The organism is Nostoc sp. UHCC 0302 (genome assembly GCF_038096175.1).
In the GTDB taxonomy this organism is placed as follows: domain Bacteria; phylum Cyanobacteriota; class Cyanobacteriia; order Cyanobacteriales; family Nostocaceae; genus UHCC-0302.
This window is the reverse complement of sequence record NZ_CP151099.1, coordinates 6260984-6283000: the sequence shown is the minus strand read 5'-3', so window position 1 is coordinate 6283000 and position 22017 is coordinate 6260984. Positions and strand designations below refer to the sequence as shown.

At 42.3% G+C, this 22017-nt stretch carries 17 protein-coding genes; 6 read left to right on the top strand and 11 right to left on the bottom strand.

Translation table 11 applies throughout. The features are described from left to right. The first annotated feature begins 84 nt into the window (after positions 1 to 84). From WKK05_RS27125 to WKK05_RS27105, 5 genes are all read left to right on the top strand, one after another. Entirely contained in the window at positions 85 to 2838 is a 2754-nt protein-coding gene (locus tag WKK05_RS27125; protein WP_341526135.1) for a family 10 glycosylhydrolase, read from the top strand. 247 nt (positions 2839 to 3085) lie between these two features. After that, entirely contained in the window at positions 3086 to 7783 is a 4698-nt protein-coding gene (locus WKK05_RS27120) for a PAS domain S-box protein (RefSeq protein ID WP_341526134.1), read from the top strand. A gap of 138 nt (positions 7784 to 7921) precedes the next feature. Further along, complete coding sequence (locus WKK05_RS27115) at positions 7922 to 9112, top strand: response regulator (protein WP_341531207.1); 1191 nt, start codon at positions 7922 to 7924, stop codon at positions 9110 to 9112. 205 nt (positions 9113 to 9317) lie between these two features. Further along, positions 9318 to 10661 (top strand): sorbosone dehydrogenase family protein, encoded by a 1344-nt coding sequence (locus WKK05_RS27110; protein ID WP_341531206.1) that lies wholly within the window; start codon positions 9318 to 9320, stop codon positions 10659 to 10661. 295 nt (positions 10662 to 10956) lie between these two features. Continuing rightward, positions 10957 to 11361 carry a phosphomannose isomerase type II C-terminal cupin domain gene (locus WKK05_RS27105; protein WP_341526133.1) on the top strand — a complete coding sequence of 135 codons (405 nt, stop codon included), beginning with the start codon at positions 10957 to 10959 and terminating at the stop codon, positions 11359 to 11361. Positions 11362 to 11453: 92 nt separating this feature from the next. Here the strand turns inward: WKK05_RS27105 and WKK05_RS27100 are convergent, their stop codons facing one another. The 8 genes from WKK05_RS27100 to dndE all read right to left on the bottom strand — a co-directional run bounded on the left by WKK05_RS27100 (position 11454) and on the right by dndE (position 17188). After that, the gene (locus WKK05_RS27100) at positions 11454 to 12212 is read right to left on the bottom strand and encodes a HEAT repeat domain-containing protein (protein ID WP_341526132.1); all 759 of its coding nucleotides are present in this window, start codon (positions 12210 to 12212) and stop codon (positions 11454 to 11456) included. Between the two features lie 176 nt (positions 12213 to 12388). After that, positions 12389 to 12955, bottom strand: coding sequence for a GNAT family N-acetyltransferase (locus tag WKK05_RS27095; protein ID WP_341526131.1), 567 nt, complete (start codon positions 12953 to 12955; stop codon positions 12389 to 12391). Further along, complete coding sequence (locus WKK05_RS27090) at positions 12956 to 13147, bottom strand: hypothetical protein (protein WP_341526130.1); 192 nt, start codon at positions 13145 to 13147, stop codon at positions 12956 to 12958. 225 nt (positions 13148 to 13372) lie between these two features. Continuing rightward, positions 13373 to 13795, bottom strand: a complete 423-nt coding sequence (locus tag WKK05_RS27085) for an ABC transporter permease (protein ID WP_341526129.1) — start codon at positions 13793 to 13795, stop codon at positions 13373 to 13375. Continuing rightward, the gene (locus tag WKK05_RS27080) at positions 13780 to 15072 is read right to left on the bottom strand and encodes an MFS transporter (RefSeq protein ID WP_341526128.1); all 1293 of its coding nucleotides are present in this window, start codon (positions 15070 to 15072) and stop codon (positions 13780 to 13782) included. Before WKK05_RS27080 ends, WKK05_RS27085 begins: the two co-directional genes overlap by 16 nt. A 6-nt stretch (positions 15073 to 15078) precedes the next feature. Then, positions 15079 to 15234, bottom strand: a complete 156-nt coding sequence (locus WKK05_RS27075; RefSeq protein ID WP_341526127.1) for a hypothetical protein — start codon at positions 15232 to 15234, stop codon at positions 15079 to 15081. 42 nt (positions 15235 to 15276) lie between these two features. Next, entirely contained in the window at positions 15277 to 16737 is a 1461-nt protein-coding gene (locus WKK05_RS27070) for a DNA phosphorothioation-associated putative methyltransferase (RefSeq protein ID WP_341526126.1), read from the bottom strand. A gap of 64 nt (positions 16738 to 16801) precedes the next feature. Continuing rightward, positions 16802 to 17188, bottom strand: a complete 387-nt coding sequence (dndE, locus tag WKK05_RS27065) for a DNA sulfur modification protein DndE (RefSeq protein ID WP_196511875.1) — start codon at positions 17186 to 17188, stop codon at positions 16802 to 16804. Positions 17189 to 17292: 104 nt separating this feature from the next. On the opposite strand from dndE, the gene WKK05_RS27060 reads away from it, so the two are divergent. Continuing rightward, entirely contained in the window at positions 17293 to 17649 is a 357-nt protein-coding gene (locus WKK05_RS27060; protein ID WP_341526125.1) for a four helix bundle protein, read from the top strand. A gap of 14 nt (positions 17650 to 17663) precedes the next feature. Here WKK05_RS27060 and dndD read toward each other — a convergent pair whose 3' ends face one another. From dndD to dndC, 3 genes are all read right to left on the bottom strand, one after another. Further along, complete coding sequence (dndD, locus tag WKK05_RS27055) at positions 17664 to 19649, bottom strand: DNA sulfur modification protein DndD (protein ID WP_341526124.1); 1986 nt, start codon at positions 19647 to 19649, stop codon at positions 17664 to 17666. A gap of 199 nt (positions 19650 to 19848) precedes the next feature. After that, entirely contained in the window at positions 19849 to 20262 is a 414-nt protein-coding gene (gene tnpA / locus WKK05_RS27050; RefSeq protein WP_341526123.1) for an IS200/IS605 family transposase, read from the bottom strand. Between the two features lie 117 nt (positions 20263 to 20379). Beyond that, positions 20380 to 21999: a DNA phosphorothioation system sulfurtransferase DndC gene (gene dndC / locus WKK05_RS27045; protein ID WP_341526122.1), complete on the bottom strand. Its 1620-nt coding sequence runs from the start codon at positions 21997 to 21999 to the stop codon at positions 20380 to 20382. Positions 22000 to 22017 lie beyond the last annotated feature (18 nt).

Genomic DNA, 22017 nt, shown 5'->3' with positions numbered 1-22017 from the left:
GTCGTTTTTCGGAGGTAATTTATCGTTAGTCTCAACGATAAATAATAATTAATAGTGAATAAATAATCAAATCAGGAGTCAATAGTGAAGAATCGGGAAAAATGCTATGAAAAAATAATAAAAACCAGATTCTTCCTTTTAAGTTTTAAATTATTATTAGTTAATTATTTGGGGATTTTGCCAGTAACAGCAGCGTCAACAGAACCTGTATTGAGCGTCGTATATAGTTCAGAAAATACTAATCAATGGACAGGCATAACTCAGCGCTTGCAGGCAGTTGGGGCGAAATATTGTGTGATTAGCCTAGCTAATGTGAACAGTGTGGCAGATTGGGGCGATCGCCGGGTATTATTTTTGCCAAATGTAGAAACATTAACGCCATCACAAGCGATCGCTCTAGAAGGATGGATGAGTAAGGGGGGGCGCTTAATTGCTAGTGGCCCTGTAGGTAGTCTGTCAGCACCGGGAGTCCGCCAATTATTGCGATCGCTCCTGGGAGGTTATTGGGGATTCGGCCTCAATGATACAGAACAGATGAAACCCACAAAAGCCAACTTCCAGGAATGGGCAACTCAAAGCGGACTATTTGGCAAAGCACACGGTGGCGTTGTCGTTCCTAATGATGTCACCACACAAGCTGTTGCTGTTTGGAATACTAAAGATAATCCTGCCGCTGTAGTGTCAACTGAGCGTTCCACCTTTTTGGGTTGGCGTTGGGGAACAGATGCAATTGCTGCCCCAGAATTAGATAGCGCCTGGTTAAAAGCTGCCCTGAATCGACATCTGACAGCACCACCAAAAGGCAGAAATAAAGTAGAAGGGGGTTCTCAAAACTGTTCTACGTCGGTCGCGGTATCGGGGGATAAGAACAGAGTGGCAGAGGAGCAATCCTTTTCCTCCATCTCCTCTGTTCCCACATCTCCCCGTTCTTCCACTGCTGCTAAGGTCGCTACTGCTCCTCAACCCAGACAGATCAAATCGCCAGAGGCTATTGACCAACTGGAACAAGCGGTGGGTTTGGATCTTACACCTAAGTCCAATGTGGTAATTGATAACAATCAAGCTCTAACTCTTCAGCAAGAGCTTGAAAATTTGATTGGTCGAGTTGAAAGCGCCCATTTAGCAGCCTCGACCTATGCTTCTACTGGCAGCCAAGCAATTTCTGATAACAAGCCCGTTTACGCTCCCCAGTCGCTAAAAGAGCAGCAAACGCAATTTGCTTCTACCAGACTTGGCGCACCAGTTCTTAGTACTGAGCAAGCGTTGGCACAAGCAAGGGTAATTGCCAAAAACTTACCCCAGTTGATTGCCCAAAAAAACTACACTTTGGCTCGTCAGCAGTGGCTAATGGCTAAAACGACCTTATGGAAGCAGTTTCCTATTGATCGGCGGTTAGCTCAACCAGAAACTAGAGCTGTTTGGTTAGACCGAGGGACGATTGTCCGTGCTGGTAGCGAAAAAGGACTAGCCGAGGTTTTTGATCGACTGGCGGAAGCTGGGATTAATACCGTCTTTTTTGAAACTGTTAATGCTAGCTATCCTATTTATCCAAGCCAAGTTGCACCGCAGCAAAACCCATTAACTCGCGGATGGGATCCACTGGCGGCAGCGGTGAAATTAGCCCATCAGCGGAACATGGAATTACACGCTTGGGTTTGGACTTTTGCGGCTAGCAACCAGCGTCACAATGAGATTCTCAATCTCAATCGTGATTATCCAGGGCCAGTGCTGGCTGCTCATCCCGATTGGGCAAACTACGATAACCTGGGCAATATGATTCCCCCTGGTCAGAGTAAACCATTCTTTGACCCTGCCAACCCAGAATTGCGGCAGTATTTACTGAAGCTATACGAAGAAATTGTCACTCGCTATCAAGTCGATGGTCTACAACTAGACTACATTCGCTATCCTTTCCAAGACCCATTCGCTGGTCGAACTTATGGGTATGGTAAAGCAGCTAGAGCGCAGTTTCAGCAACTTACTGGTGTAGATCCGGTAAATATTTCTCTTGATCAACCGGATCTATGGCAAAAGTGGACTGCATTTCGCACCCAACAAGTTGATAGTTTTGTTGCCCAACTATCACAGGAATTGCGACAAAAACGGCGGGATTTAATTTTGTCGGTTGCTGTATTCCCGCTGCCGGAACTAGAACGTATTCAGAAACTTCAACAACACTGGGAAGTTTGGGCAAAGCAGGGGGATATAGATTTAATCGTTCCTATGACTTATGCTCTGGATACTTCTCGCTTCCAACAGCTGGCTCAACCTTGGATCGCCTCTACACAATTAGGATCTGCCTTATTAGTACCGGGAATTCGTCTACTTTCTTTGCCAACAATCGGAGCGTTCGATCAACTCCAATTGATTAGGGACTTACCAGTTAGCGGTTATGCTCTCTTTGCAGCAGAAAATTTTAACAATGAGCTAGACAAACTTTTGAGTCGCACCCAAGGCAAAGTTCAAACCGCAACAAGTGAACCTATTCCTTTCCGTCAACCTTTTCAAACTGCCGCCGTGCGTTACACGGCACTGCAACGGGAATGGAAGTTTGTTTTGCAAAATGACCAACTGCAAATCCCTGCTAAAGAGATTTCAGATTTTAATAATCAAGCAGAAGTTCTACAAGGTGCTTTAAATAACCTTGCTGCGTCGCCTTCTGCTAGTAAATTACTAGCGGTTAGAGCTTCGTTAACTCGGTTCCAGTCTCAATTTCGCGTATTGATGAGCCGTGAGGTTATACAAAATTCTTATCAAGTCAAAGTCTGGGAATATCGTCTTGTCACTATAGAAAGGCTATTGCGTTACGGTGAACGGCGAGTGCAGTTGCGTCGTTAGGGGAGAGTGGGGGCTGGGGACTGGGGATTGGGGATTGGGGATTAAGGAAGTGCCTAATTCCTAGTCTCCACTTCTCTCTCTATTTCTCAATCACTGTATATATACTAATTTGTTGTGTTTATTAACATGGGTTTTACCGTGTTTATACTCCAGTTGTTATGACTAAGTTGGGGTCAAAATGTTAGAACATACTCGATTTAAGTAGTTTTAGATAACTATTGAGTGATCATAGCTATCGTAGTAATCTATGCAAGCCTTACCCCAACTTTTCGGGCTACAAAGCTTAGAATCCACAATTGACTATTCGCCGCTGTTGGTTGTGCCGGAAACATTGTTAACAGATGCGATCGCACTGATGGCAACACAACGCAAAAGTATCTTGATAGGATCAACTTCGCAGGTTGTTGGGTGCTTTACAGAGCAGGATATGCTGCAAGTCGTGGCTTCAAGGGAAGACTGGAGAACAGCCAAGATTTCTGAAGTTATGCAGACCTCACTCATCACACTCAATCTGTCACAATTTCAAGATTTAGCATCAGCACTATCGTCGTTGCAGCAGTCCCAATTGGATTTACTCCCAATTGTAGATAACCAAGGTCAAATTCTCGGTACAATTACTTATAAAAGCATTTGTCAAACGTTAGCACAACAAACAGAGAAAAAGCCTAAGCAACAAGTTTTACAGGTATTGCCTGAGAGTGAAGAACGTTTTCGTGTCTTGGCTAATACCGCACCAGTACTAATCTGGATATTAGACACTAATACTTTATGTACGTTTATTAACCAATATTGGTTAGACTTCACTGGACGAACCCTAGAGCAGGAACTTGGCAACGGTTGGCTAGAAGGCGTTCATCCAGAAGATGTCCAAAGCCTTTTAAATATTTACTTGTCAGCTTTTAAATCCCGTCAAAGCTTCTCGATGGAATATCGTTTGAAGCGTGCTGATGGGCAGTATCGTTGGTTCCTCAGTACAGGTGTTCCGAGATTTTCAGCCAATGGGAACTTTGAGGGTTATATTGGCTCCTGCGTAGACATCAGCGAGCATAAGCTGGCTTTTGAGATATTCCAAGAAAACGCCACCCGATTAACTTTAGCTCTAGAGGCGACTAAGACAATTTATTGGGAGCGCAATCTTGATAATGACCGGATGTTGTTCTTGAGTATGGTTCGTGAACCAGGAAATACTCAAGAAATAGCTTACAGTCAAGTTCTTGACTTAATACATCCAGATGACCGCGAAAAGTTTGTGCAGGCTAACGAGTTGGCGATCGCAAGTATTGGCTCCTTTGAAGTAGAACATCAGATGCTTGTAGAGGAACGAGCGTCAGAGTATAAGTTGTTACTATCACGTGCTATAGTACTGACAGATACCACAGGTAAACCTGCTCGTCTAATTGGAGTTTCGGTAGATATTACCTACCGCGAGCAAGCAGAAGCGGCCCTACGTGAGAGCGAAAGACGATTTCGCGCCATTTTCAATGGCACATTCCAGCTTACTGCGTTGCTATCACCACAGGGCATTGTGCTAGAAGCTAACCAAGCATTACTCGATTTTGGCAAATTAGCAGCCCAAGATATTTTAGGGCGTCCATATTGGCAGACGCGATTGTGGACTATTTCTCAGGTAACCCAGAATCAACTAAAAGCGGCAATAGCACTTGCTGCGGTGGGTGAATTTGTCCGGTACGAAGTTGATGTACTCAGTGCAGACGAGACAGTACGAACCTTAGATTTTTCTTTACAGCCGCAGACAGACGAAACGGGCTTAGTCGTGCTGTTGATTGCTGAAGGACGAGACATCACTGAACTCAAGCAAGCACAAGCAGCTCTACAACAGATGAACCAAGAGTTAGAAAAGCGAGTGGCTGAGCGAACGATTGTTTTAAAACAAACAAATAGGCAACTATTGTCTGAAATTGTCGAGCGCGAAATTGTAGAAGAGCAACTGCGGCAATCTCAGCAAATGTTGCAGTTAATTATGGATTCCATCCCTCAGTCTATTTTCTGGAAAGATAGAAATTCCGTATTCTTGGGTTGTAATCGTAACTTTGCTAAAACGGCTGGTTTTGACCATCCAGAGGATATTGTGGGCAAGAGAGATGATGATTTTCCTTGGAAACAAGAGGAAACAGATTTCTACCGCGAGTGTGATGCTAGGGTAATGCAGATGAATAAGCCTGCATATCACATAATTGAACCTCTACTCAAAGCAGATGGGAAACAGGCTTGGCTAGAAACTAATAAAGTCCCACTTCATGATGTCAAAGGTAATGTAGTAGGCATCCTTGGCACTTTTGAAGATATTACCGAACGCAAACAAGCACAGGAGGCTCTAGAAAAAAGCGAAGAGCGCTTTCGCTTTTTGGCTGAATCAATACCGCAACAAGTTTGGATAGCTCAAGCAAATGGCAGTATTGAATACGCTAACCAACGCACTCTTGACTTCTTAGCCTGCACAAAAGAGCAAACCTTAGACTGGGAATGGCAGCAATTTGCCCATCCAGACGATTTACCCAACTATCTTGTCTGTTGGCAACGATCGCTAACAACAGGTAAACCATTAGAAATTGAATTACGCTGGCTGAGGGGAACTGATAAAACCTATCGCTGGCATTTGGTACGCGCTTTACCTCTGCGCGATCGCCAAGGAAAAATTTTAAGTTGGTTTGGTACAAATACAGATATTGATGATCGGGTGTCAGCAGAAGTTGCTTTACGGGAGACTCAACAGCAGCTACAGGCATTTTTAGATAATTCTCCAGCGGTGATGTACGTCTTAGATACTCAAGGTAAATTGCTGTTAATCAACCGCCAGTACGAAAAGCTATTTCATACCAGCCACGACCAGATTATCGGTAAAAGCATTGAAGATGTGTGGCCTCATAATAATGCCTATGGGTTCGCGTCTCACAACCGTCACGTGATTGCAGATGATATTCCCATAGAAGCAGAAGAAGTTGTGTTTCACGAGGATGGTATACACACTTACTTATCTGTCCAGTTTCCTTTAAAAGATGCCAATGGTATTCCTTATGCTGTTGGTGGCATTTCTACAGATATTACATATCGCAAATTAGTCGAGGAATCGTTGTTACGCTTTCGCAAAGCTATAGAAAGCACAAGTGATGCCATTGGAATGGCTGATATCACAGGTGAAACTATTTACGTCAATCCTGCCTTTATCGAACTGTTTGGCTACACTTTGGAAGAGTTACAGCGTGCAGGAGGAGCTGCAGTGATTTTTCAGCACCAAACAGAGTGTAAAAAATTACTTGCTAATATTCAGCGGGGTGAGTCGTGGCGGGGTGAAGTGATTATGCAAACCTGCTTTGGTAGAAATGTACAAATTTATTTACGTACTGATGCGATTAAAGATCACAGTGGTAAAATAGTAGGGACAGTCAGCATTTATACAGATATTACCCAGCGCAAGCAAGCAGAGGCAGGTTTACGGCTGCGCGATCGCGCGATCGCTGCCAGCAGTAATGGCATTATTATCGCTGATATCACCATGCCAGACGCACCAATTACCTATGTTAATCCAGCCTTTGAACGCATGAGCGGCTACTGTGCAGCAGAAGCGATCGGGCAGAACTTTCGTTTGCTCCAAAACACCGATATCAATCAACCTGAGTTAGAAGAACTCAGTGCTGCTATACTAGCAGGAAAAGACTGCACCGTAATTTTACCTAATTACCGAAAAGATGGCAGCTTGTTTTGGAACGAGTTAAATATTTCTCCTGTTTATGACACCGATGGTTATCTCACCCACTACATCGGCATTCAAACTGATATAACAGCGCGTAAACAGGCAGAAACAGCACTACTTGTAAGCCAACAAAGATTGCAATATTTACTCTCTTCTAGCCCAGCTGTGATCTATACCTGCAAGATTGATGGAGATTACGGAGCTACATTCATTAGCGAAAATGTTGTGGCGATGATGGGCTATACAGCGCGGGAAATAGTAGAAGAACAGAGCTTTTGGGCTAGCCATCTCCACCCAGAAGACGCAACTCAAGTGTTTGCGGAATTGTCAAAGGTATTGAAGCAAGGACAGTATTCACTCGAATACCGCTTTTTACACCAAGATGGCACTTATCGTTGGATATATGACCAAGGTAAAGTAGTCTGGGATGAAACTGGCAACCCTATGGAAATGGTCGGTTACTTAGCAGATATTACAGATCGCAAGCAATTAGAACAAGAACTCAGAGTATCGTTGGAAAAAGAAAAAGAACTCAACGAACTCAAATCCCGCTTTGTCTCCATGACTTCCCACGAATTCCGCACGCCGTTAAGTACTATTCTTTCTTCTTGTGAACTGCTAGAACACTACCGTCACAAATGGACGCCAGCAAAAGAACTAACTCATCTGCATCGCATTCAAAGCGCTGTTAAGCGGATGACAGATATGTTGAATGATGTGTTGATTATCGGTAAGGCAGAAGCGGGGAAACTAGAATACAGACCAAAACCCCTTGATTTGGTGGAATACTGTTGGCAATTAGTAGAAGAAATACAGTTGAATTTCGGCAATCAGCACATGATTTCTTTTACCAGTCAATATGAATCTTTACAATGCTGCATGGATGAGAAATTACTGGGACACATTTTGAGTAACTTACTGTCAAATGCGATTAAGTATTCTCCAATTGGTAGCAATGTCAAATTTACTCTCACTGGCGAAGATGGGCAAGCTGTGATTGAAATTCAAGATTGGGGGATTGGCATTCCAGAAGAAGATTTGCCGCGCCTGTTTGAATCTTTTCATCGTGCTACCAATGTTGGCAATATTTTAGGAACAGGATTAGGGCTGGCGATTGTAAAAAAATGTGTAGATATTCATCAAGGTAAAATCGCTGTTAGGAGTACATTGGAATTTGGTACAAATTTTACTGTAACTCTGCCACTAACCCAAAAATATCAGCTTCTAAAATAAAATTACGTAACTTTTGCTAATACTAATTTTAACAAAAATATATGTTTTTAAAAATAATTAATAGCTATAGAAAATGCTTTTATTAAATTATTTTTTTTAACTAGAAATTAATAATTACTATAATTATTTCAGGTAATGATGAAGAAAATACTAGTGATTGAAGATGATATAAACGTGCGCCAAAATATTTTAGATTTGCTAGATGCTGAGGATTTCAAAGTGATTGGCGCAGAAAATGGTCATCTTGGGTTGCAGCTAGCTCAAGAAGAAACTCCCGATTTAATTATTTGTGATGTGATGATGCCGGAATTAGACGGACATGGAGTAATTAAAGGATTACGGCAACATCCGGTAACAGCAACAATTCCCTTAATTTTCCTAACGGCAAAATCTGACCTAACTGATTTCCGTCAAGGTATGGAATTGGGCGCAGACGACTATATTATCAAACCTTTTAAAAGAGCAGAATTACTGGCAGCTATTACCTGCCGATTAGAAAAACAAATAGCTATTAATCGACAAGCACAAAAAAAGCTGGATAATTTACGTAACAGTATCGCTTTGTCCCTTCCTCACGAAATGCGAACACCTTTGAATGGGATTTTAGGTTTTTCACAACTTCTAATGGAAGAAAGTGAAACATTAGATTCACATACAATTCGTGAAATGGCAGAAGGCATTTATCAATCTGGTGAACGTTTATTTACGTTAATTCAGAACTTTTTGTTATATGCAGAATTGGAAATTATGGCAAGCGATCCTCAACGAATTAAATTGCTGCAAAGCCAGCAAACTGAATTTCCGACATTAGCATTAACTAACTTGATTACTGAGAAAGCTAAAACTGCTGGACGAGAAGGAGATTTAAAAGTAGATTTTTACCCATGTAATATAAATATTTCTGCGAGAGAAATTTATAAAATTGTTGAAGAATTAATTGATAATGCTCTAAAGTTTTCTCTGTCAGGAACTTTGATACAGGTGACAAGTAAAACTGTTAACAATACCTTTACTTTATCTTTTATAGATCATGGTAGAGGCATGACGGCAGAGCAAATTGCAGAACTAGGAGCTTATCAGCAATTTGAGCGTAAACTTTACGAACAACAAGGTTCAGGTTTGGGGCTAATAATTGCCAAGCGTTTGGCTGAATTGCATGGCGGTACACTCAAAATCCAAAGTAAGCCGAAAGAAAAAACAATTGTGCAAGTGGTGCTTCCATGTACTGTAAAAGAGGAGCCGATTTGTGAGGACAGCAGCAACCACAAAATATTGAAGAAGAACTCAGAAGTTAGAATTGAGAAGTCAGAAGTCAGAATCAATCAGTAGAGGATTCAGATCCGCCACTGATTGAAGATTACCTTTTTTAATTGATATGTTCGGAGTTGCGCTGTCTTTGCTATCGGGAAATTATAGACAGCATATCAACTGATTTTAACGTCAGTCTCATAAGTAAAAAATCGGACTTTAGATTGGCGACAATAATTAAGTTTCAAATTTATAGTAAGAAATTGTGTATCTTTTATTTGCTGCCATGAAAGTGTCTGGACGTTTCTTGCTGCTATGTTTGTTACTGACTTCGGCAGCAGCCTGTAATCAAACTCGTGCCTCCTCTGATAATCCGACATCGCCACAATCTCTACCTTCGGCTCAATTAGCAGAGAATTCTACACAGCCAAAAAATATCATTCCGACTGAACGACTCACGCCCACCCCCATCCGCATCAACCTAAAGAATTTACCAGCACCCTTCTCTACAGAAAGTGCTTCTAAACGACCGGAGGTTGTACCAATTCCCCAAAAGCCTGTGCTGCACGTACCAGCAGGCTTTACAGTTAACGTCTTTGCCGAAGATTTAGATGCCCCGCGTTGGCTGGCTTTAACTCCCAGTGGTGATGTATTAGTGACAGAAACTGGACAAAACCGTATTCGTCTGTTACGCGACACTAATGGCGATGGCATAGCTGATGTTCGTGAGACATTTGCTAGTGGCGCAAACGGACTCAATAGACCATTTGGTATGGCTTTTGCAGGTGATTCCTTCTTCCTGGGAAACACAGATGCTGTACTCCGTTTTCCCTATACCGCAGGTAAAAACCAGATTACAGGTAAAGGGAGAAAAATTGCTGACTTACCTGCTGAAGGCTACAACAACCACTGGACGCGTAATGTTATTGTCTCGCCCGATCGCAATAAATTATATGTTTCAATAGGTTCAGGAACCAATGTGGATGAAGAACCCCTACCACGGGCTTCAGTGCAAGTAATGAATTTGGATGGTTCCCAGCGGCAAACTTTTGCTTCTGGCTTACGTAATCCAGTTGGTCTTGATTTTCACCCCGTAACAAAAGAACTTTACACCGCTGTCAACGAACGGGATGGCATCGGGGATGACTTAGTACCAGACTACCTGACACGCATCAAGCAAGGTGAGTTCTACGGCTGGCCTTATGCTTACCTCGCACCAAGCAACCTCGACCCGCGCCAAAAGACGAATGACAAAAGTAAACGTCCCGATTTGGTAGCTCGTACCCAGACGCCAGATGTGTTATTTCAAGCACACTCAGCTGCATTAGGTTTGCAGTTTTATGATGGTAAGACGTTTCCAGAAAGATACCGTAATGGTGCTTTTACTGCTTTTCGTGGTTCTTGGAACCGCGATCGCGGCACTGGTTACAAAATTGTATTTGTTCCCTTTGATACTAAAGGTCGACCGCAAGGTTATTATGAAGATTTTCTCACAGGGTTTTTGCTGAATCCGTCTGTACCAACTACTTGGGGACGACCTGTAGGATTACTCGTATTACCTGATGGTAGTCTTTTAGTAACAGAAGAAGCTAATAATCGGATTTATCGGATTCAGTATACGGGGGCATAGGGGAGCCAGTCTCGTGGGCGGGCAATGCCCGACTTGAGAGAACTGGCGTCATAGGGCATAGGGGTATAATTACTAAACTTTAATGCAATGCCTTGGATGTTGAAAGCATTTTCTTTTCTGACCTTAACCTAGCCTTATATGCTTTACGCTAAATTACTGATTAATAGCAATGCTCATCTGGTAAAGAGATTTAAATAACTGGCATGATTAATATAACTTGTATTTACTATGCCCCATATCCCATGCCCGATGAGCAATATTGATTTTTGTCCACCTACTTAGTAGGAGTTTTTTTATGACTCAGAATGAGAATAATGGGCAGCAAAGTATCAACGTATCTTCTTCACATTCAGGTACACGTTACTGGGGTAACGTGGAGGTGATTGAAGAGGGAGAAAGTTATAGAATTAGCCGTGTTGAAATCAAACCCAGGCACGGCATTAAGCCCCAGGTTCATTATCACCGCAATGAACACTGGGTGGTAGTTTCGGGTGTAGCAAAGGTGACTTGTGGAGAGCAAGAAATATTACTGAATCGCAATGAGTCAACTTTTGTCCCCGCCGCAACCTTGCATAAGGTAGAAAATCCCGGACAGATTCCGCTAGTTATCCTCGAAATTCAAAACGGTGAATATTTGGGTGAGGATGATACTGAGCGTCCCTATGAGCTAAATTTGGTTAAGCCCGTGACTGAAAGTTAGTCAGAGATGAAGAAGTGAGGTGCAGGGGGCAGGGAGCAGGGGAGAGAGGGATAATAACTACTGACAAATGACAAATGACAAATGACGAATTATTAAAACCATCCCTCTTGTTCCAGGGTTTCAATTAATTGCAAGCCACGGGGGTCACCCACGCCCAATAAGGCGGATTTAGCGTCTTCACGCACTCCTAAATCTTGGTCTTCGGCAAAGGCTTGAATCAGTGCATCGATCGCTGTAGCATAAACTACGTTAGAAGGCAGTTCGCGGCACAACTGTCCAATTGACCAAGCACAGTTACTGCGTACTGCTGCTACTGGGTCTTGGACTAAGGCTCCAATTAATGGTGGTATCGCTCCTACAACTGCCTCGTAACCAATTTCAGCCATTTGTGCTAAGGCACTAGCAGCCCACAAACGCACTGCGGAAATGTCAGTTTTTAAGGCATCAGCTAGGGGTGCTAAAGAACGGCGATCGCGACAATTTCCTAAAGCCCAAACAACACCTTTACGTACATAACCATTCCAATCCTGGTTGAGTTGAGTAATCAACGGACTCACTGCATCTGGACTGGGATTACGTCCGATGGCGTATGCTGCACTCACCCGGACTAAAGGACAGGTATCAGTTAATAGGCGAATTAAAAGAGGAGTAGCACGTGCATCTTCAATGTCGCAAAAAGCACGCGCAGCTAACATTCGTTGCGGCGGCTGGGGAGCTGACAAAAGAGCTAACATCTCTTCTGGATCAGGCTTTACCACTTCTGACTCAGCAGTTAGCGGCTCTATTTTATCTAAGGGGCTTTCTAGCTCCACCTCAACATCGAGTAGGCTTAGGTCGTCTTCGTCATACATAATTTGATTTAAATCCCTTTATCGGGATCAACACATAACCCCCGCGCCAATTAAGTTAAAGCTTCAGAAGTATTAGTTGGGTTACTAAAAATTTTCTTTTCACCCTCGTTGACTTTTATTTTAACGAGAACTGCCATAACTTAAGACACTAAAGTGTGTTACCGCTATCCTTTAGTTTATGTTTCTGCACTCAGAAATTTTACCATCCATAGGGATTGGGTTTGATAACCCAACTGATTGTAAAGATTCAATGCGGGTTTATTTGATTCAAAGACTTGCAATCCAATTTGGCGATCGCCTCTTTGAGTAGCCCAATTTTCCACATATCGCATCAAAGCCGTACCGATACCTCGACGCCGATGTTCTGGTACAACGTAGAGGATAAAGATATGAGCATGACGATTACCTTGTACTTGATCTATGGCATTACCCACCCAGAGGCAGGCGATGGGGGATGTGGAGGAATGGGAGAGTGGGAGAGTGGGAGTAACTTTCAAGTTTTTATTTCCCTCTTTCTCCTTTTCTGCATCGCTTCCCCTTTCCCCCTTCTCCCCTTCTTCCGTCACCCACCACAAGGGTGTGTCGCCAGAAAAGTATTGTCTGACTGTTTGCTCTAAATGAGAAAAATCTTCTTGATTGGGAAAGATATCTTGGTAAGTTCGTTGCATGAACTTTACCAGCAGCGCCCGATCTAAAGTGGAGCCTTGGCGAATACTGTAACCCGGTAATAGTCGCTCAGCCACTTAACTAGCTGAGTTATTTGCTGCTGGCGGTAAATCCGCGGGAGTGGGTTGAAGACTCACCCCTACCTCTTCAATTGGTGCAGGCGCTGCCATATCAGAGGGTAAGAAAATGCGGGCGCTGACTGCGACCAAGGCAAAGATAAATACCAATACGGCAAGTAATGGTGCGATGTACTGACGAAAAATAGCCATATTTGAATTACAAGCAGCTAGAGACTTTTTTGAAAACGTTGCTGAAGATTTGTGAATTTTTCTTGATTTATTTTAGCGATTTTTCGGTGATAGAAAACTGAAACAGGGGGCAAGGGGGCAGAGGGAATGAAGGAGAACAACTCTTGACTTGTACAGACGCGTAGACGCTCGAAGAGCGGCTTCTCGTAAGAGTATAATCGCGTCTCTACTCCTAACTCAGCACTTCTACCGTCGATCGCGATCCAAATCATCTAGCACTCTCTCACAATACCAATTCTCTGGCATACCAGGATAATTCTCCTTTGCCTGCTCAATTAAGCGTTCGGCAGCGACAGCATCACCTGATAATTTAGCGATGAGCCTGTTTTTGAGATAGCTATCAGATACACTTCCTTCTACCTGATTGGGTGACTGTGTGCCTTGACTACTCGCTTCATTGAATGATGACTGAGACTGCTCTCTCCGCAACTGCCAAAATAAAACGTAATAAAGTGTACCAAAAATTAAAATTAGGCTGAGTGTTCCGAAAAAAGTTAGGAGATTAAACGTCAGAAATCCTAAAACTAACTGAGAGAGGACATAGCCAAGTAAAAGACCAGTGACTAAGAGAATGAATGTGCCGACAGTAATAACTACTTGATTCCCCATAAATCCTCTTCTTCTTCCTCAAGTCCTGGTCTAGATACTGCTACTGGTTGAGGGTTCCAGGGGGCAAACACTGGCAACAGAAGTAGTCCCGGTACAGCAGCGGCAATAGTAATTAAGAAAAATACAGGCCAACCAGTGCTTTGGGCGATCGCCCCACCAGGAGAGGCCAAAATATCACGGCTAACAGCCATCAAACTAGAAAGCAAAGCATATTGGGTTGCAGAAAACCGCTGATTACAAAGACTCATCAAAAAGGCAACAAAGGCTGCTGTTCCCAATCCACCACAAAACTGTTCTATGTTAATAGCAAGTACCATAGCTTGGTAGTTTTTACCGATATAGGCTAGAAAAAGGTAAGCTAAATTACTGACAGCTTGGAGAACACCAAACACCCAAAGTGAACGATTGATACCAATCGTACTCAAAATTGAACCACCTGCTAGCGCCCCGACAATGGTAGCAATTAACCCCATGCCAACTTGAATTGCTCCAATATCGGTTTTGGTGAAACCAGTTTGCAGCAAAAAGGGCGTGGTCATGTTGCTGAGCAAAGCATCGCCTAGCTTGTATAAGGTAATGAACACAAGAATTAAAATAGCTTGGATAATACCCTGACGTTGAAAAAATTCACGAAAAGGTAAGATTACAGCATCGGCTAAGGAAGCTGGAGGGCTAATTGCCTCTGGTTCAGGTGCTAATAAAGTGGCAAATATACCAATTACCATCGTTCCAGCCATCAGCAAGTAAACTGATGACCAAGGCAGCCTATCGGCAAGTATCAAGGCTAAAGCACCTGCGACTAACAGAGCAATTCGATAACCTAAGATAAAAACCGCTGCACCAGCACCCATTTCCAATTTTTCCAATACGTCGGTGCGGTAGGCATCAGCGGCGATATCTTGAGTCGCACTGATAAAAGCAATGACTATAGCATTGATGGCTAAAAGCTGTAATGCTTGTTTGGGTTGTTGGAAACCCAGGAAGGCGATCGCGATGATTAAACCAATCTGTGTCAAGATTAACCAACCGCGCCGCCGTCCCAAAAATGGTAATGCGAACCTATCTAGTAATGGCGACCAGAGAAACTTCAAGGAATAAGGCAACCCGGCAAGGCTAAACCAGCCAATAGCGGCCAAATCTACCTTTTCCACAGTCATCCAAGCCTTCAAGGTATTACCAATTAATAATAACGGTAGACCTGATGCAAAACCTAGCAATAACAAAGCCGCCATCTTGCGGCTTCCGAAAACTTGCAGCAGCGATCGCACTGGATTCATAATTTTTCAAGTTCCTCCCCTGTTGTGAATTGCAGTCATAGCTGTTTTCAATTGCATGGAAGGTCGTGGCGGTAAAACAATATTTCCTACCGCGTGTTGCATCCAAACCAGAACCGCTATATCTTGCCACAGCTGCTGTAGAATTTCATGCAAAGATGCCAACTTATACTAATTCGTAATTGGTATTTCAGCGTCAGGAATACGTTAACTACCTTCTTCAATCGAATAAACCTGATGCCCCTTGATTTCTACTCTGTGTGCGGCAAGGCATTTCTCCCAACCTTCACGAGTGCCAATGTCGCTTTTGCCTTGAAGCAATCCTAATTGCTGTTCTTGTTGGGTGAGTTTAGCAAATTCTTCATAGAGGGGGTAGTTGCTCGTAACAAAGGTTTCTTTACGATGCAAAATTGGCGGATTTGCCCTATTCTCATAGTCTCGGTGAGTAACGAATAAGGTTTTTAAGTCAATAGTTATACTCGCTTTTAAGGCTGGATGGGGATCAGTGTCGAATTCTGGATAAAACAAATAGGATATTTGCGGTTTATCAATGTGATATTTGATTAATGTGGCTCCATCTACACGCCCAATGGTACGACTAGCGCAGCCTTCGTAAATTCGTAGTAAGGGGTCGAGTGCAGCAAGTGCAGTCACATGGACGTAAAGCGCACCGCGGGTATGTTTACCAATTTTGCTTTTTTCGCAAGCAGTTTGAATCACTCCTGGTTTACCTAAACTGAAAAGTTTTTGGTCAGCGACTTCGCAGGCTTCCTCGTAGCTAGCAAAAAAGGCTTTGATATCATGACGCATTTCTGGTGCTAGCTTGTGCCATCCAGGGCGTTTATCAAAGTGGGTGAGAGCGAGGTAAACTTGGATGTCGAGAGAACGACGGTAAGCGATCGCATCCCATTCGGCTTCGTCGGTTGCTTGTAAAATTACACCAAAGGCACGGCGAAAGTTCCCAAATTCACTAAGTAGTTCTTGCTCATTTTCTAATTCGCCTTTTACAGGTAGTCTGCCACGCTTGCTAAAAAAAGCCATGAGTGGTTCGAGTTTTTCTTGATAGTCTTCAAACCGCTTACTAGGAATGCGAACTCGTGGCGTAGAAATTTTAGAAAAGAAACGGATGGCTTTGTAACTTTCTTTTTGGGCTTCATCGCGAAACACAAAGTAGACGCCTAATGCTGCTGGTACAGCATCTACATTTAGTACTTCATCAATGTAAGTTTTGAGTTCTTCTTGTTCGTAATATTTTTGAAAAGTATTGCGGCGTGTGACTATGCCATCGTTATAAGCGAGTTGAGTTTTGCTAGGAGCATTAATCAAAACTTGAGCCGCAACAATTAAAACTTTTTGGGTAAGTTTCCAAGCTTCAATTAAGCTTTGGCGGCGTTCTTCTACATCTTCAATGACGTTGAGGACATAACCTAAGTTGACTACATCAGCAGGGGTGATTGGGATATTCGGGAAATAGTAAGGATCCCAGCCTGCACTGGTGTAGCCTAAGTTTGCCATTCGCTCGACATCGCCACCGTATCCGCAGCCATAATCGAAAAAAGTGGTATCTTTTTCCAAGAATGCTGACTCTATTGCTAATCGTACAGGGCGAGATATGTCAGTGCGAGCGATCGCAGCTCTGTGACGCTCGATTTCTAGCGCTTCAGGCATAAGAATAATTCGTAATTCGTAATTCGTAATTCGTAATTTAAGAGACTTATTACCTAATATTCTTTCAAGGTTTAACAGCCAGTTCAATTAAATCTTCAATTTTCTTGATATTTGGATCGCCTGCTAAGTAGCCAATACCGCGATGCAAATGTAAGCGGAATTGGGTGGCGAGGGTTTCTTTGTCAGTAGGATAACCGTCATTGTGACAGCGCTGCTTAAGGGCGAGGAGGAGAATATCGGACATTTCGCCGCCAAAGACGCGCCAAGTCATTTCGACGTTGCTATCTTGGGGAATGGGTACGGGGGAGGGTGCGGTTGCTTCTGCGAGGGAACGACAAAATGCCCAACGGCATAAGATATTCCATTGGTCAATTTTGGTGCTGCGTTTAAGTTTGGTAAGTTGGTCTTTGGCTGTTTGGGAGAGTTTTATTCTTTCGATTGGGGATTCCATAATAATTCGTAATTCGTAATTCGTAATTCGTAATTTATTTAGATTGAGATTCTAGTTTTTCTTTTAGATGGGGAAACATAGATATTATGATTTAAAAGATAAATATGGTAACTAATAGTAGCATTACTGACCGTACAAGAAGTTTTGCGGTAAGAATTGTTAAAGCTTGTTGCTTTTTAGATGAAAAACCTGGAGTTTATCGAATTCTCTCTAAACAATTACTTCGTTCCGGTACTTCTATTGGTGCAAATGTTCGAGAAGCCCAGTCTGCCCAATCTAATAAAGATTTTATCAATAAATTAGAAATTGCTTTGAAAGAAGCTAGAGAAACACAATACTGGTTGGAAATATTAATTGAATCCGAACTAGTGGATAGACACAAATTTCAACTACTTCTCCAAGAGGCAAATGAAATTGGCAAAATTCTAGTTGCTTCCACCAAACGACTCAAAGATAAATAATTACGAATTACGAATTACCAAAAGTAGCCTGGTTGGATAGTTGTTTGGCGGGTGGCGGAGTCATATTTGAGCAGGTATTCGCGGGCGATCGCTTCGTTTTTTCGCAGTGTTTCTACTTCTTTTTTGCCGATTTCGGTGTCAGTGGACAAAAGAATTACTTGATGACTAGCGGCAGGGAAGTATCTATCCACTAAGTTACTGCGGTGAGAGGAGTCTAGTCTACCTAGTGGCGTATCGATTGCTACTGGTAGGCGGTGTCCAGAGACTTTGGCTAAACCCCAGAGGAAAGCGATCGCAAGTAGTTGTTTTTCACCAGCAGAGAGACGATGTTTTGGGACAAGTTTCCCTTTAAAATCATAAAGGGAAAGGCTGAAAGTCTTGGTATCAATGGTTATGCGATGCACTAAGTCTGATTTATGGAGGAGATAAAGGAAGCAATTTTTAACTTCTTCCTCTAATTTATTGAGTTTTCGCAGGGTTAGTTTTTCACGAAAAATCTTGAGTGTTTCTTGAACTTTTCCTGCTGACGTAATAATATGTTCGTTATTTTTATGTTTAATATTTTGTACAGTATATTCACTTAATTCTCTCTTTGACTTGGCAATAATAATTTCTAATTCAGCTAAACGGCGGCGGATTGTTTCGTAATTTGCTTTAGCTTCTACAACTTCATTTTGTGCCGCTTCTAGTGCTTGACGCAGCTTTGTATAATCTTCTGGTGCTGCTGCTGTTTGCACTTGCCTTTCTAGAATATGAATTTCTTCTTCTTTATTTTTGAGAATAGCTAATTTCTCTTTTGCAGAAAGTTTGGAATTTTGTAAGTGATATATGAGATTATCTAGCTGACTTAAAGTTTCATCATCAGCTAGTAACCAAGGTGCTTCTGTCTGGATAGTCTTTGTATATAAACTATCTACATCTTGGATTAAAAATGATTGAATTTTTTCAACTTCTATCGGGGAAATTTCTACTTGATTGAGCCAAGCGAGTAAGCGCTGATCTCGTTCAATTAACAAGTCTTTAGAAATTTGTACCTGTTGATGGCGAAATTCTTTTTCACCCTGTGTTTGCGCCTGATTAAGTAAATTGGGAATCAAGGACAGAGGTAAAACATCAGCCGCTAATTCACACATTGACTGACGTACTTGTTCAATTTCCGCAGTTTTCGTATTTTGCTGTAGTTCTAGTTGATTGCGTTCGGCTGCAATCTTCCCACCTTCAGAAATGAATTTATCAAAGGCTTCTTGCTGCTTTTGTTCTAATTCTTCTACCTGATTTTTGAGAATTTCTACTTTCTCTTCTGTGGTTTGATAATCTTCTTGCTGTTGGGTTAACCTAGTTTCAATTTCCTCTAGGTTTGCTAAATCCTTGCTATTACCAACTTCTTTAAGTTTGCGGTTAACTAAGATATCTAAATCAACTGCTAAACGGTCTGCCAACTCTAGCCCTAAAAGTCCACGAATTGCATCTACTACAACAGGCGGTGGTGTTTCTTGTTCTGCAAGTTCTTTAACTTGTTCGCCATCAAAGAGAAATAAGTTAGAAATACCTAATGGCAAAAGATTTTCAATATATTCATCCCAGATATTAACTAAAGCATCAGGCCATGTATCACTGTCACCTAAAATTCCTAATATATCTTTGCCATCTTTAGGATTTTTTGTCCAACTACGGACAACACGGTATTTTATTGGCTTATCGTTTTCAATATGTTCAAAAAGCAACTCAATCCGGGTGTCTGCAACTGGATCAATTTTATTGTTAACGCATTGATTGAGAAAATCGCTATAACTTAAATTACCACGGGTAGAACACTGGGCGCGGGGGCCATAAAGGGCGAGACGAATGGCATCCATAAGGGTGGTTTTTCCGCCGCCATTCATACCACCTAAGAGGATAATTGGGTGTGAGTTTTCCTCATCTATTTTTGGGTTAAGGTTGATTACCTGTTTTCCACTGTAGGGGCCAAAGTTTTGTAGAACGAGTTCAAGAAATATCATTGATTTTTAAGATTATTAAATAGTAGGAAAAGAAATATTGGGCGAATATGATTCACAGTTACACAGGCAAAGTTTATTAAGATACCGAGCGGAGTTTATAAGATACCGGGCGAATGGAATTCGCGGCTACACAGGCAAAGTCCGCCTTTCCTTCGGAACGCTACGCGAACGCGGACTAAATTCGTATATAATCGTTGGTTTACTTGGGAGTTAGTTCCCAGGTGGGGATGATTGATTTTTGGCTATGATGGGCAGCTTGGTTTCTGATGTAATTGGCTATATTATCAATGGCATCGTGACTAACTGTAAAAGCTCCATAGCTACCTTGCCATTTAAAAAACTCACCTGGCTTGATTTCGTGGGTGATGAAATGTGACGAACTTCCCTTAATTTGTTTAACCAATTCAGAGATACTGATGGTTGGCGGAAAACCCGTTAGCAGATGGACATGATCTTTAATACCGCCAATTGCAATTACGGTACATTTTAACTGTTCAGATTCTCGAATAATTGCCCCGTAAACTTCCTTCTGAATATCAGGCGTAATTAGGGGCAATCTATCCCAGGTTGCCCAAACATAATGCAAATACAATTGTGTAAAACTTGCTCTCATTTCTCTTTAACCCACGTTCGCCCTTGGCGTTCCGCAGGAAAGGTGGGTTTCGTCTGTGTAGCCGCGATTTCCAATCGCCCGGTATTCATTCGATATTCGCCCAGTATTCTATTATTCTTATGAATCTTTCTTTTTAAATTTCATACTTGCCCAAGTTACCTCTTCATCACTTTCAGTTTTATCTTCATCGACTTCATTGATTGCTGGAACATCACCCAAAGTCATCTGCTTGACTTTTGCAACGTCACCTTGACTAACTGCTTCGCTTAATTCGCGTTTCAAACGAGCATTTTTAATCGCATCTTCTGGAGAACGGGAACTCGTATTAAAACATTTTTCTAGGGTTTCGTATATTCCCACGCGACGAGTCTTTTTGCGATACTGGCGTTCTGTGTCTAACAATTTCGCCATGAGTTCCAAGTGCATCGCGTCACCTTCACAGATTTCTTCTAATACTATCCATTCATCACGACCTAGTAGGCTATAGTCTGCACCAGGACGGGGGTCTTGAAATTCTTCGCCAGTCACTTCTTGATAAATCCGGGGTAAGCTATCATCAAATTCGTGTTTTTCTTCTAGCCAAATGCGGCGGATTTCGCTCATTTCTTCTAGAGTAATTAGGGTGATTTTACCCATATTTTTTGGTGCTGTACAACGAGTTTTAGTTTGCGCTTCTAGCACTTTTCTTAGCCAATGTTCGCGCCAATATTTAGTATAGGGGCCATGAATTGGTTCAACGGATATTTCACCATCTAAATTACGTTCAAAAAGTTGGACTTCTCCCCAGATCCGACGGAAGTCTCTTTTATCGCGGTCATCTCTAATATCTAATTCATTGCGGATATCTAATAGAGGCTGCATCCATTCTTTCTCTTCATCATTTTGAATCATTGCCTCCATTGATTTATCTTTATTAACAATTGTGCAAACCCAGCACCCAAATCGAGAATCACCACAGCTAGGAGTAGAAGTGTCAACAACTAGAGGACATTCATTATCTGCTGTAGCACCTCTATACATGGTGAATAAGTCTTTGTTGCTATACCCCCAAGGGTTTTGCCACTGATTTAAATAAATCCAAACTTCATCAGTACGCCAGTCTTCAATGGGAAGATAAATCAATGAATTAGGTCGGTTAGGATTAGTGTTTATGTGATCGCGTATCCGCGATTCTCGATGTTTCGCCATCGTGATAGCACGTTTAACACTTTCAGCTTTGCGAGTACCCAAAACGAGAATTACTTCACCATTGGCTTGAATTACTTCACGAATGAAGCTATCAGTCGGTTTAATCTTTAATCGTTCAGTACACCAGCGCATACGATTACGTGGTGCTGGGTAGCCTTTACCAATTAAATTTACCCAAAAGGTGTCTTTGACTGCGGGATAAAGCAAATGGGCTTGAATTGGCATTCCTTGTTCTTTAGCAGCAACTCTCATCTGTTCTAAAGAGTTGCGTACCCAAACAGAGACTACAGGATTTTCTACTAGCGTATCAGTTGTAATAACATGAACTGGCTTAATACGTTTTTCTGGTGGTAGGGCTGCGATCGCATTCCAGATAAGCTGTAAAGTGGCAGTACTATCTTTGCCCCCCGAATAGCCCACCACCCAAGGGATCTGATCCAAACAATACAATTCTTGAATTTCAATGGTGAGAGCTTGGATGTAGTCCACTAACTCTGCTACAGTACGTGTTTGCTGGTTTTTATTTTCTGCTTGTTGTGCTGTAGTCATTTCTCCTTCTCTCTGGAA